A 12,600-nucleotide genomic window follows, 5' to 3' on the forward strand; every position below is an offset into this window, starting at 1 on the left:
GCCTAGGCCGGGGGCCCCAGCCCGTCAATCAGCGCAGGCCTGATTCCAGGAGCACCGTGGAACCGGCTTCGCCGGGCCGCAGGTGTTGCCCCGGAAGGGGGTTGGCGCAGCGACACGAAGTGCGCGAAGCCTGGGGGAGAGCCAGCTACGCAGCCTCTTTGTAGAAGCCGGCGGCGTTGCTGCTGCCGAGGGCACGGCCCGCAACAGGCGCCACTGCCTTGCCGATCGCCGCGATGTGATCCGGCGTCGTGCCGCAGCAGCCGCCCACGATGTTCACCAGCCCCTCGGCCGCGAACTCGTGCAGCAGGCGCGAGGTGACATCCGGCGTCTCGTCGAAGCCGGTGTCGCTCATCGGGTTGGGCAGGCCCGCGTTCGGATAGCAGCTGATGAAGGTGTCGCCGGCCACGCGCGCCAGCTCCTGGATGTACGGGCGCATCAGCGCCGCGCCCAGCGCGCAGTTCAGGCCGATGGCCAGCGGCTGCGCGTGGCGCACGCTGTGCCAGAAGGCGGTGACGGTCTGGCCGCTGAGGATGCGGCCCGAGGCGTCGGTCACCGTGCCGCTGATGATGAGCGGCAGGCGCTGCCCGCTGTTGTGGAAGTACTCGTCGACCGCGAACAGCGCGGCCTTGGCGTTGAGCGTGTCGAAGATGGTCTCGACCAGGATCACGTCGGCGCCGCCCTCGACCAGCGCCTCGGTCTGCTCGTAGTAGGCCGCGCGCAGCTCCTCGAAGTTGACGTTGCGCGCGCCCGGGTCGTTCACGTCGGGGCTGATGCTCGCCGTCTTGGGCGTCGGGCCGAGGGCGCCGGCCACGAAGCGCGGCTTGTCGGGCGTGCTGAACTTGTCGCAGGCAGCGCGCGCGAGCTTCGCGGATTCGAGGTTCATCTCGCGCGCGAGATGCGCCATCTTGTAGTCCTCCTGCGCGATGGTGGTCGCGCCGAAGGTGTTGGTCTCGATCAGGTCGGCGCCGGCCGCGAGGTAGCCCTCGTGGATGTCGCGGATCACGTCGGGCCGCGTGAGCGACAGCAGCTCGTTGTTGCCCTTGATGTCGCGATCGAAATCCTTGAAGCGCTCGCCGCGGTACTGCTCCTCGGTGAGCTTGAAGCGCTGGATCATCGTGCCCATGGCGCCATCGAGGATGGCGATGCGCTTGGCGAGGATGCCGGGCAGTGCCTGGCCGCGGGTGTAGACGAGGGGCTTCATAGGCCCCGATTGTAGGAAGAGGCCCTATCCCTGCCCGCCGTCAGTTCTTTGCGCGGCCTTCGACGAAGGCCAGCACCGCCTCGATCATGCGCCGCACATGCGGCTGCACGCCCGCCGCCACCTCGGGCAGGTAGTCGAAGGGCAGCTTTTCCTGCATGTAGCTCGACTGCGTCATCTCCAGCTGCACCGCGTGCACGTTCTGCGCGGGGTTGCCGTAGTTGCGCGTGATGTAGCCGCCGGTGAAGCGGCCGTTGAGCACGCCGGTGTAGCCGGTGGCGCTCTCGGCGATGCCCAGCAGCGTCTGCGCCAGCGCCGGGTCGCAGCTGATGCCCTTGCCTGTGCCCAGGTTCAGGTCGGGCAGCTTGCCTTCGAAGAAGCGCGGCAGCACCGAGCGGATGGAGTGCGCGTCCCACAGCGCGGCCACGCCGTGCTGCGCGCGGATGCGGGCGAGTTCTTCGGCCAGCTTGGCGTGGTACGGCTGCCAGATGGCGTCGCGGCGCTCGGCGACTTCGGCCTCGCCCGGCACGTCGGCGGCGTTGGCGTACAGCGGCGTGTCGTCGAAGGTGTCGACCGGGCAAAGGCCCGTCACGCTCTGGCCCGGGTACAGGCTCGCGCCGTCCGGCGGACGGTTCAGGTCGATCACGTAGCGCGAATGCGTGGCGACGAGCACCGATGCGCCCAGTTCGTCGGCGAAGTCGTAGAGCCGCTCGAGGTGCCAGTCGGTGTCGGGCACGTGGCGCGCCTCTTCCGTGAGGCGGGCGGCCAGCGCGGGCGGCACATGGGTGCCGACGTGCGGCATCGAGATCAGCAGCGGGCGCGTGCCCTGGCGGAAGCGGAACGGCGGCTCGTTGGTGGTGAAGGCCATGGTGGGGATCAATCCTGTAGCAGTTGGGTGCGCGCGGCCACGAAGGCAGCGGCGGCTTCGTCGTGCAGCGCGTGGCGGCCGGCCGAGACGCGGGGGTGGCCCGCCACCCATACGCTGTCGATGGCCGAGGTGCGGTGGCTCGCGAAGACGTGGGCGGACAGCATATCGGGCGCCGACAAGCCCTGCAGCGCGACGTGCGAAGCGTCGAGCACCGCGAAGTCGGCCTGCTGCCCCGCCGCGAGACCGGCCACGGCACGGCCCGAGGCTCGCGCCCCGCCCTGCACCGCCTCCAGCGTCAGCGCGGTGGCGACATGCGGCTGCGCCGTGCTGGCGCCGACGTTGCGCTGGCGCCGGGCCAGGCGCTGGCTGTATTCGAGCATCAGCAGTTCCTCGGCCGCGTTCACGCTGGCGTGGCTGTCCGAGCCCACGCCCCAGGCGCCGCCGTGGGTGCGCCACTTGGCGAAGTCGAAGATGCCGTCGCCGAGGTTCGCCTCGGTGGTCGGGCACAGGCCCGCCACCGCGCCGCTACGGGCCGCGTATTCGTACTCGGCGTCGTTCATGTGGGTGGCGTGCACGAGGCACCAGCGCTCGTCGACCGGCGCGTGGTCGAGCAGCCACTCCACCGGGCGCAGGCCGCTCCAGGCCACGCAGTCGTCCACTTCCTTCGTCTGCTCGGCGATGTGGATGTGGATGGGCGCTGTGCGGTCGATGGCTTCGAGCCCCGCGACAGCGTCGCGCAAACCTTCGGGCGGCACGGCGCGAAGCGAATGCGGCGCGAGGCCGAGGCGCGCGCCCTGTGCATCGCACACCGGCTTGAGCGCTTCGAGCAAACGCAGCATCGATTCGGTCGAGCGGACGAAGCGGCGCTGTCCCTCCGTGGGCGGCTGCTCGCCGAAGCCGCCGGTCTGGTAGAGCACCGGCAGCAGCGTGAAGCCGATGCCGGTCTTCTTCGCGGCGCTCAGCAGTGCGAGGCTCAGCGTGGCGTCGTCGGCGTACGGGCGGCCGTCCACGTCGTGGTGCACGTACTGGAACTCGCACACGCCGGTGTAGCCCGCTTCCAGCATTTCGGTGTAGAGCCAGGTCGCGATGGCTTCCATGTGCTGCGGGCCGAGGCGCGCGGCAAAGCGGTACATCAGCGTGCGCCAGCTCCAGAAGCTGTCGTGCTGCTCGGCGCGATGCTCGGTGAGGCCTGCGAAGGCGCGCTGGAAAGCGTGCGAATGCAGGTTGGGCGTGCCGGGGATCACGGGGCCGCGCGCGGCCTCCGTGTCGGCGGGCCGCGACGCGTTGGCCTGCACCTGCGTGAGCCGGCCCGCGTCGTCCCAGGCCAGCAGGACGTTCCTGGCCCAGCCCTCGGGCAGCAGCGCATCGGCCGCGAAAAGAGTGTTTGTCGTCATGCGTTGGCTCCAATGGCGATGCGCCCCTGCCGCACCACCGCGCGCACGGGCTGCTGTCCGAACCAGTAGGCGAGCTCGGCCGCTTCGCGCACGTTCCACAGCACGAAGTTGGCGGGCATCCCGGGCGCGATGGCGCCGTGCGTGTCCTGCAGGCCCAGCGCGCGCGCCGCGTGCACGGTGACGCCGTCGAGCGCCTCGGGCACCGTGAGGCGGAACAGCGTGCAGGCCATGTTCACCATCAGCAGCAGGCTCAGCGCGGGCGAGGTGCCGGGGTTGTGGTCGGTGGACACCGCCATCGGCACGCCCGCGGCGCGCAGCGCGGCGATGGGCGGCAGGTGGGTGTCGCGCAGCGCGTAGTAGGCGCCCGGCAGCAGCACGGCCACGGTGCCGGAGCGGCGCATCGCCTCGATGCCTTCGGCCGACAGGTGCTCGATGTGGTCGCACGACAGCGCGCCATAGCGCGCGGCCAGCGCCGCGCCGCCCATGTCCGAGAGCTGCTCCGCGTGCAGCTTCACCGGCAGGCCCAGCGCCTTCGCGGCCTTGAAGACCTGCTCGGTCTCGGCGAGCGAGAAGGCGATGCGTTCGCAGAACACGTCGACGGCGTCGACCAGCCCTTCGGCCGCGAGCGCGGGCAGCATCTCGTTGCAGACGAGGTCGATGTAGTCGCCACTGCGGCCTGCGTACTCGGGCGGCAGCGCATGCGCGCCGAGGAATGTCGTGCGCACCGTGACGCCATAGGCTTCGCCGAGGCGTCGCGCCACGCGAAGCTGCTTGCGCTCGTGCTCCAGCGAAAGGCCGTAGCCCGACTTGATCTCGATGGCGCACACGCCGTCGGCCAGCAGCTGCTCGAGCCGTGGCGCGGCTTGCGCGAAGAGCGTGTCTTCATCGGCCTCGCGCGTGGCGCGCACCGACGAGACGATGCCGCCGCCGGCCTTCGCCACTTCTTCGTACGTGGCGCCTGCGAGCCGCATCGCGAATTCGTTGGCGCGCTGGCCGCCGTAGACGAGGTGCGTGTGGCAGTCGACGAGCCCCGGCGTGACCAGCGCACCGCCGCCGTCGTGCTTCTCGAGTCCGGCGAAGTCCGCCGGCAAAGCGCTGCGGGCGCCGATCCAGCGGATCGCGCCCTGCTCCACCACGATGGCGCCTTCCACGTTCGCATCGGTGGCAAGGCGGATGCCGGTCCAGAGCCCATCGGCCGAGGGGAATTCGTTGATGACGGGTTTCATCGTAGTTCCTGTTGTTGCGTCTGCAGGTTACGCCGGCAGGATGCGCACCGCGAGCAGCCGTGCATCGGCGCCCTCGGGCATCGCCTGCCAAGCCCGTGCCACATCGGCCCACTGCAGGCCCTCGCCTTCGCGGCAGGTTTCATCGTTCAGGCGCCATGCGCCGCGCAGCGCCAGCAGCACGCCGTGCGGTGCGGCCTCGATGGCCGTGGCGCCGTCCAGCACGCGCACGTCGGCGCGCCACTGGCCGCGCCGCGTCATTACGTTGAAGTCGTTGGAAGCGCCGCCGAGCAGCGTGCAGTCGATGGCCTCGTCGCCGCTGAAGGCAAAGGGCCGGTGCGACACGTCGAGCCGATGGTCGATGCGCCCGTCGTGCGTGAAGAGCCGCACGCCGTCGCCTTCGAGCAGCGTGATGCTGCGGTCCACGCCCGCGAACACCGAGAACGGCCCCGCCGCCGCGATGGTGGCGATGCTCACGCGCCAGCCGAAGCTGTCGAGCCCCGCGCCCTGCGGCCAGCTGGCGACTTCCTGCGTGGTGCCGCCGCCGTTCTTCCATGGCGTCACGGGCAGCGAGGCGCGCGAGAAATGACGAAGCACGCCGCCGCTCATCGCACCATTCCGCCCTGGCGCAGCCGCTGTTCGAAGTGCCGCAGCACCAGCGTCATCGTGCCGGTGAGCACGAAGTACACGACCGCGATGGCCAGGTACACCTCCAGCGAACGGTACGACACGCTGATGATCTTCTGCCCCTCGTGCATCACGTCGTGAATCGTCAGCAGCGACACCAGCGCCGAGTTCTTGATCAGCGCGATGAACTCGTTGCCCAGCGGCGGGATCATGCGCACCACCGCCTGCGGCAGCACGATGTGGCGCATCGCGAGGCCGGGCGTCATGCCCAGCGATTGCGCCGCCATGGTCTGCCCCTTGTCGATCGACTGGATCGCGCCGCGCACGATCTCCGACACGTAGGCGCCCGAATACACGCCGAGCCCCAGCACGCCGCACACGAATGCCGGCAGCAGGATGCCGAAGTGCGGCAGGCCGAAGAACAGAATGAACAGCTGCACCAGCAGCGGCGTGCCGCGGATGGCCGCCACGTAGGCGGTGCATGCGCCATAGAGCCAGCGCCGCTTCGGGTTCAGCCGGCCGATGCCGACCAGCAGGCCCAGCACGCAGCCCAGTGCGAGCGCGCAGGCGGTGATCTCCACCGTGACCAATGCACCGCGCAGCAGGTCGGGCCAGCCTTCCCAGACTGGCGAGAAATCGAGATCCATGGCCTGCTTACTTCGCAGCCGTGCTGAACCACTTCTTCACGATCTGGTCGTAGGTGCCGTCCGCCTTCAGCTTCTCGATCGCGCCGTTCACCGCCTTGGTCAGCTCGGGCGTGTCCTTGCGGATGGCCATGCCGTATTCCTCGGTGGTGATCTGCTCAGGCAGCACCTTCAGGCCGCCGCGCGTGCGCACGTACTGGTAGGCGGCGGGCTTGCCGGTCACGGCGGCGTCGGCGCGGCCGATGTCGACGAGGTTGAACATCTCCTGGTTCTTCTCGACTTCCATCAACTGCACCTGTGGGAATTTTTCCTTCGTGTAGCTCACCGACTTGGTGCCCACCTGCACGCTGACCTTCTTGCCGTTGATGTCGGCCGGCGTCTTGATGGCCGTGTTGCCGTCCTTCACCATCACCACGAGGCCGCCTGCGTAGTAGGGCACGGTGAAGTCGACGACCTTCTTGCGCTCGTCGGTGATGTAGATGCCCGAGACGGCCATGTCGAAGCGCTTCGAAATGAGGCCCGGCACCAGGCCCTTGAAGTCGATGTCGATCCACTCGATCTTGCGGCCCAGCGTCTTGCCGATGGCCTCGACCAGCTCCACGTCGAAGCCGGTGCGCTTGCCGTTCTCCACGAATTCCATCGGCGGGAAGGTGGCGTCGGTGGCCACGCGCAGCGGCTCGCCCTGCGCGTGGGCGGCACCCGCGAAACCGAAGATGGCAAGGCCGGAAAGAGCGGCGGCGACGATGGAGCGGCGGGTGTTCATGGCAGGGACTTTCGTGGTGTGAATGAAGGAAGAAGAAAAGAAGCGGCAGCGACTACTGCAGCGCCCGCGAGATGCGGGCCGCCGTGACGACGGTCATGTGGAGCAATGCAGCTTCCATGCCCTCGACGCGCGTGAGCGGCGCCATCAGCGTGATCGCGCCGCGCAGGCGCCGGCCCGGGGAAAGCACCGGCGCGCTCGCACCCCACACGCCGGCATCGACCTCGCCGTGGGTCACGGCATGGCCGGCTTCGCGGATGGCGTCGAGTTCGGCGGCGCGCTCGGCGCGGCGCTCGGGGCTTTCGGCAAGCCCGTCGAGCAGGGCGTCGCGCTGGTCGAGCGGCATGTGGGCCAGCAGGCACTTGGCGCTGGCGCCGTCGCGCGCGGGCACGCTGCGGCCGCGGTCGAAGGAGCAGCGCAGCGACTGCTCGCTGTCGATCATCTCCAGGCACACGACGCGGTCGTTCACGGCCGTGACCAGCGCCACGCTCTCGTGGCTTTGCTGCGCCAGCGCGCGCATGTCGGCGCGCGCGGCGATCACGAGGTCGGAGTTGCCGTCGAAGCCGGTGGCCAGCTGCACGCTGACCGGGCCCGGCGAGTAGCGGCCGTCGGACTCCATCACGAAGCCCCAGCGACGCAGCGTGGCGATCTGCCGGTACAGCGTGCTCTGCGACAGGCCGGTGGCCCGCACCAGCTCGGCCGCGGTCATCGCCGCCTTGCTCTGCGCCAGCACCGACAGCACGAAGAGCGCGCGGTCGTTGGCGGGGGCGTCGGTCGGGGTCGTCATGCGGTCGATCGGATGAATGGAACCGGCGTGCAGTATCTTGCCCGCCGTTCCCACTTCCAAGCCTTCATTCCCATCGAGTGGGAATGGGCCTGCTTTTTCTTTCTACCTTCGGCTTAAAGCGGAGCTAGCATGCCTAGCCCACCAGCAGCGGAAAGCGCGCGTCGTCCATGGGCGCGCCCGCCGGCAGCGTGTCGGCCAGCCCGGGGAAATCGGGCGAGGTCTTCCAGCTGCGCGGCGCGTGGCGGATGTCGTCGCCCAGGAAGCGCACCGAGAACACGCGGCGCCGGTTCGGCCCTTCCACGCCGGCCGCCGCATGCAGCGTGAGCATGTGGAAGCAGACGAAGTCGCCGGGCTCGATGTTCCAGCCCACGATGGGAAAGCGCTCGCGCGCGCCCTCGATGTCGGGCAGGTCTTCCAGGCTGCCTTCGGGGAACCATTTGGCGTGGTTGTCCATGAAGGTGCGCGGCATCAGCCACGGCCCCTTGTGGGAGCCGGCCACGAATTCGAGCGTGGCGGCGCGCGACACCGGATCGACCGGAATCCACATGCTGACGTTCTGCTCGCCCTCGATGTTGTAGTAGGGCTGGTCCTGGTGCCACGGCGTGCGCTGGCGCGTGCCGGGCTCCTTCACGAGCAGGTGGTCGTGGTACAGGCGCACGGTGTTCGAGCCCATCAACCGCTGCGCGAGTTGCGCGAGCGGCGCCTCGAAGATGAATCGGCGGAATTCGCCGATCTCCTGCCAGTTGCAGAAGTCCTCGAAAAAGCGGCCCGGATCGTCGGGCCGGCTCGCGATCTTGGCGCGCGGGCTGGGCGCGGCGAGGTTGGCCTCGATGCCGTCGCGCAGCAGCGCGAGCTCGTCGGACGTGAGCAGCTGGCGGATGCAGACTGCGCCGTCGCGCTGGAATTGCGCGACGAGTTCGTCGTCCACGCGCTCCCGCGCGCGGCGCTGCAATTCCAGGGCATCGGGCAAGGCTGCGCCTGCCATCACTTCACCATCGGCAGCTTCAGGCCCTGCTTCTTCGCGGTGGCCACGGCGATGTCGTAGCCCGCGTCGGCATGGCGCATCACGCCGGTGGCCGGGTCGTTGAAGAGCACGCGCTCGATGCGCTTGGCTGCCGCGTCGGTGCCATCGCACACGATCACCACGCCCGAGTGCTGCGAGTAGCCCATGCCCACGCCGCCGCCGTGGTGCAGGCTGACCCAGGTGGCGCCGCCGGCCGTGTTGAGCAGCGCGTTGAGCAGCGGCCAGTCGCTCACGGCATCGGTGCCGTCCTTCATGGCCTCGGTCTCGCGGTTGGGGCTGGCAACCGAGCCGGTGTCGAGGTGGTCGCGGCCGATGACGATCGGCGCCTTCAGCTCGCCGTTCTTCACCATCTCGTTGAAGGCCAGGCCCGCGATGTGGCGCTCGCCCAGGCCCAGCCAGCAGATGCGCGCGGGCAGGCCCTGGAAGGCGATGCGTTCGCGCGCCATGTCGAGCCAGCGGTGCGTGTGCTTGTTCTCGGGGAACAGCTCCTTGATCTTGGCGTCGGTCTTGTAGATGTCTTCCGGGTCGCCCGAGAGCGCCACCCAGCGGAACGGGCCCTTGCCTTCGCAGAACAGCGGGCGGATGTAGGCCGGCACGAAGCCCGGGAAGTCGAATGCGTTCTTCACGCCCTCGTCGAAGGCCACCTGGCGGATGTTGTTGCCGTAGTCGACCGTGGGAATGCCCATGGCCTGGAAGTCGAGCATGGCCTGCACGTGCACGGCGCACGACTTGGCGGCGGCCTTCTTCAGCGCGTCGTGCTGCGAGGCGTCCTTCATGGCGGCTTGCCATTGCGGCACGCTCCAGCCGGCGGGCAGGTAGCCGTTAATGAGGTCGTGCGCGGAGGTCTGGTCGGTCACGAGGTCAGGCTTGAGGCCACCGGCCTTAGCGCGCTTCACCAGCTCCGGCAGGATCTCGGCCGCATTGCCCAGCAGCGCGATCGACACGGCTTCCTTCGCGTCGCAGTGCTGCTTGATGAGCTCGAAGGCGTGGTCGATGTCGCGCGCCTGCTTGTCGACGTAGCGGGTGCGCAGGCGGAAGTCGATGCTCGACTGCTGGCACTCGATGTTCAGCGACACTGCGCCGGCCAGCGTGGCCGCGAGAGGCTGCGCGCCGCCCATGCCGCCCAGGCCGGCCGTGAGGATCCATTTGCCGGCCAGGCTGTTGTTGTAGTGCTGGCGGCCGGCTTCCACGAAGGTCTCGAAGGTGCCCTGCACGATGCCCTGGCTGCCGATGTAGATCCAGCTTCCTGCCGTCATTTGGCCGTACATGAAGAGGCCCTTGCGGTCGAGCTCGTTGAAGTGCTCCCAGTTGGCCCACTTCGGCACGAGGTTCGAATTGGCGAGCAGCACGCGCGGCGCGTTCTCGTGCGTCTTGAAAACGCCGACGGGCTTGCCCGACTGAATGAGCAGCGTCTCGTCGTCATTCAGTTCCTTCAGCGAGGCGAGGATCTGGTCGTAGCAGGCCCAGTCGCGCGCGGCGCGGCCGATGCCGCCGTACACCACCAGGTCCTGCGGGCGCTCGGCCACCTCGGCGTCGAGGTTGTTCTGCAGCATGCGGAAGGGGGCCTCGGTGAGCCAGCTCTTGCAGTTGAGCTCGCTGCCGCGCGGGGCGCGGATCACGCGCGTCGGGTCGTGGCGCGGGTCGGTGGCGGTGTTCAGGGCGAATTTGTCGGGAGCGTTCATGGCGTGGTTCTCCTAATCGGGGTGTGTTTTACGAGTGACTGGGCAGGATGTCGAGCAGCGCGGCCGGCAGTTCGGCCTTCAGCGCCCACAGGCGCATGGCTTCGATGTCGGGGGCGAGGTAGCGGTCGGTCTCGAGGAAGGCGACCTTCTGGCGGATGCCGGCGAATTCGGCTTCGACCAGCGGCGAGCTTTTCAGCTTGCGCTTGAGCTCGATGCCTTGCGCGGCGGCCATGGCCTCGATGCCGACGACCACTGCCGTGTTGTTGACCATGTCGGCCAGGCGGCGGCCCGCGAAGGTGGCCATCGACACGTGGTCTTCCTGGTTGGCTGAGGTGGGCAGGCTGTCGACGCTGGCGGGGTGCGCGAGCGACTTGTTCTCCGAAGCGAGCGCGGCGGCCGTGACCTGCGCGATCATGAAGCCGGAGTTGAGGCCGCCATCGCGCACGAGGAAAGGCGGCAGGCCCGACAGGCCGCTGTCGAGCAGCAGCGCAAGGCGGCGCTCGGAGATCGCGCCGACTTCGCTCACGGCCAGCGCCACGATGTCGGCCGCGAAAGCGACAGGCTCGGCGTGGAAGTTGCCGCCCGAGATGACCTCGCCCGTGTCCGTGAAGACCAGCGGGTTGTCCGATGCGGCATTGGCTTCGATGACCAGCACGCGCGCGGCGTGCGCGAGGTTGTCGAGGCAGGCGCCCATCACCTGCGGGATGCAGCGCACCGAGTACGGGTCCTGCACGCGGCCGCAGTCGGCATGCGAGGGAACGATCTCGCTGCCTTCGAGCAGCGTGCGCACGGCGCCTGCCACCGCGATCTGGCCGGGCTGGCCGCGTGCGGCGTGGATGCGTGCGTCGAAGGGCTTGATGGAGCCCTGGATGGCTTCGAGCGAGAGTGCGCCCGACATCAGGGCCGAGGCGAACACGTCTTCCGCGCCGAAGAGGCCCGCCAGCGCCAGCGCGGTCGACACCTGAGTGCCGTTCAGCAGCGCGAGGCCTTCCTTGGGGCCGAGCACGAAGGGCTCGAGGCCGATGCTGCGCATCGCCTCGGCACCGCCGACGACCTTGCCGTCGGCCAGCGTCGCCTGTCCTTCGCCGATCAGCACGCAGGCCATGTGCGCGAGCGGCGCGAGGTCACCGGAAGCGCCGACCGAGCCCTTGCACGGGATGCTCGGCGTGACACCTGCGTTGAACAGCGCCAGCAACGCGTCGGCCAGCGCGGGTCGCACGCCCGAGTGCCCGCGCGCCAGGCTCACCGCCTTGGTCGCGAGGATCATGCGCACGACGGGCGCGGCCAGCGGCTCGCCCGTGCCCACGCTGTGCGAGAGCACCAGGTTGCGCTGCAGTTCGGCGAGGTGGTCGTTGCCGATGCGCGTGCTGGCGAGCTTGCCGAAGCCGGTGTTGATGCCGTAGACGACCTGGTCGTTCTCGACGATGTGACGCACGGCGGCTTCGGCACGCTGCATGCCTTCGCGCACCGACGCGTCGAGCGCGAGCCGCACGCCGCCGGCCTGGATGCGACGCAGCGTCGCGAGGTCGACTTTGCCGGGCACGAGGGTCAAAGTGGCATCTGGATTGGCGGTGTGTTTGCTTGGCATGTGAGCCTGTCTATACAAGTAGTTGCGAGTGAAATCGGAGGTCTCTGAGGACGAAAAAATCAGCCGAAGCTGGGGTTGCCGTCGGCCTTGAAGCGGCTTCCCAGGCTGTATCTCGAAGCGGGATGCAGGCAGCGCACCCAGGTCACGGGGACGTTGCGCGACCAGGTGCGGCGCGTGAGCAGCAGGCAGGGGTCGGTGGGCGTCATCGCGAGCCGCTCGGCCTGCTCGGCGTTGGGCAGCACGGCGTCGACCACGTGCTCGATCTGGTCGAAGGGCACGTTGCGCACCAGGTACTCGCTGGGCGGCGTCGCGCCGAAGTCCTGCTCGAGGTAGTCGGGCACCACCTGCGGGTTGACGAAGCGCTCCTCGAGCTGCACCGGCGTGCCGTTCTCCAGGTGCAGGCACACGCTGTGGAACACCGAGTCGCCGGCACGCTTGTCGAGCCACGCGGCCACGTCGGGCGAAGCGGCGATGCGCTCGACCGCGATCATCTCGCAGCGGTAGTCGTGCCCGCGCTGGCGGATCTCGCTGGCGATGTTGGCGATCTGCAGCAGCGTGGACTGCGGCTTGTTCTCCGCCACGAAGCTGCCGACGCCCGCCACGCGCACGATGCGCCCCTGCTCCACCAGTTCGCGCAGCGCACGGTTCACCGTCATGCGCGCCATGCCGAACTGCGCGACCAGCTCGTGCTCCGACGGCAGGCGGTGGCCGGGCGGCCACGTCCCGTCCTGGATCTTGCGGGAGATGTGATCCATGACTTGCGCATAGAGCGCGAGGGTCGGCAGGTCGCGTTTCATCGTGTCTT

Annotated in this window: 12 protein-coding genes; all 12 read right to left on the reverse strand. The window is 69.1% G+C overall.

The window, feature by feature from the left end; translation table 11 throughout:
- Positions 1 to 145: 145 nt before the first annotated feature.
- The 12 genes from EJP69_RS22100 to hutC all read right to left on the reverse strand — a co-directional run bounded on the left by EJP69_RS22100 (position 146) and on the right by hutC (position 12,592).
- Positions 146 to 1,201 carry a homocysteine S-methyltransferase family protein gene (locus EJP69_RS22100; RefSeq protein ID WP_093206745.1) on the reverse strand — a complete coding sequence of 352 codons (1,056 nt, stop codon included), beginning with the start codon at positions 1,199 to 1,201 and terminating at the stop codon, positions 146 to 148.
- A 40-nt stretch (positions 1,202 to 1,241) separates the two neighbouring features.
- Positions 1,242 to 2,066, reverse strand: a complete 825-nt coding sequence (hutG, locus tag EJP69_RS22105) for an N-formylglutamate deformylase (protein ID WP_093307475.1) — start codon at positions 2,064 to 2,066, stop codon at positions 1,242 to 1,244.
- An 8-nt stretch (positions 2,067 to 2,074) separates the two neighbouring features.
- Positions 2,075 to 3,460 carry a formimidoylglutamate deiminase gene (locus EJP69_RS22110; RefSeq protein WP_126472502.1) on the reverse strand — a complete coding sequence of 462 codons (1,386 nt, stop codon included), beginning with the start codon at positions 3,458 to 3,460 and terminating at the stop codon, positions 2,075 to 2,077.
- Positions 3,457 to 4,686, reverse strand: coding sequence for an imidazolonepropionase (gene hutI, locus EJP69_RS22115; RefSeq protein WP_126472503.1), 1,230 nt, complete (start codon positions 4,684 to 4,686; stop codon positions 3,457 to 3,459). The genes EJP69_RS22110 and hutI overlap by 4 nt, the downstream gene beginning before the upstream one ends.
- 27 nt (positions 4,687 to 4,713) lie before the next feature.
- Complete coding sequence (locus EJP69_RS22120; RefSeq protein ID WP_093307472.1) at positions 4,714 to 5,292, reverse strand: HutD/Ves family protein; 579 nt, start codon at positions 5,290 to 5,292, stop codon at positions 4,714 to 4,716.
- On the reverse strand, positions 5,289 to 5,957 hold the full coding sequence (locus tag EJP69_RS22125; RefSeq protein WP_093307471.1) for an amino acid ABC transporter permease: 669 nt from the start codon (positions 5,955 to 5,957) through the stop codon (positions 5,289 to 5,291). Before EJP69_RS22125 ends, EJP69_RS22120 begins: the two co-directional genes overlap by 4 nt.
- Positions 5,958 to 5,964: 7 nt before the next feature.
- Positions 5,965 to 6,717: a transporter substrate-binding domain-containing protein gene (locus tag EJP69_RS22130; protein WP_125952686.1), complete on the reverse strand. Its 753-nt coding sequence runs from the start codon at positions 6,715 to 6,717 to the stop codon at positions 5,965 to 5,967.
- Positions 6,718 to 6,769: 52 nt separating this feature from the next.
- Positions 6,770 to 7,501 (reverse strand): IclR family transcriptional regulator, encoded by a 732-nt coding sequence (locus tag EJP69_RS22135; RefSeq protein ID WP_126472504.1) that lies wholly within the window; start codon positions 7,499 to 7,501, stop codon positions 6,770 to 6,772.
- Positions 7,502 to 7,634: 133 nt separating this feature from the next.
- Positions 7,635 to 8,486 carry a phytanoyl-CoA dioxygenase family protein gene (locus EJP69_RS22140; protein ID WP_126472505.1) on the reverse strand — a complete coding sequence of 284 codons (852 nt, stop codon included), beginning with the start codon at positions 8,484 to 8,486 and terminating at the stop codon, positions 7,635 to 7,637.
- On the reverse strand, positions 8,486 to 10,207 hold the full coding sequence (gene hutU / locus EJP69_RS22145; RefSeq protein WP_125952689.1) for a urocanate hydratase: 1,722 nt from the start codon (positions 10,205 to 10,207) through the stop codon (positions 8,486 to 8,488). The genes EJP69_RS22140 and hutU overlap by 1 nt, the downstream gene beginning before the upstream one ends.
- A gap of 28 nt (positions 10,208 to 10,235) precedes the next feature.
- On the reverse strand, positions 10,236 to 11,795 hold the full coding sequence (gene hutH / locus EJP69_RS22150; protein ID WP_126472506.1) for a histidine ammonia-lyase: 1,560 nt from the start codon (positions 11,793 to 11,795) through the stop codon (positions 10,236 to 10,238).
- 59 nt (positions 11,796 to 11,854) lie between these two features.
- On the reverse strand, positions 11,855 to 12,592 hold the full coding sequence (hutC, locus tag EJP69_RS22155) for a histidine utilization repressor (protein ID WP_093307512.1): 738 nt from the start codon (positions 12,590 to 12,592) through the stop codon (positions 11,855 to 11,857).
- Positions 12,593 to 12,600: the final 8 nt, after the last annotated feature.

The organism is Variovorax gossypii, from assembly GCF_003965815.1.
GTDB lineage: Bacteria > Pseudomonadota > Gammaproteobacteria > Burkholderiales > Burkholderiaceae_C > Variovorax > Variovorax gossypii.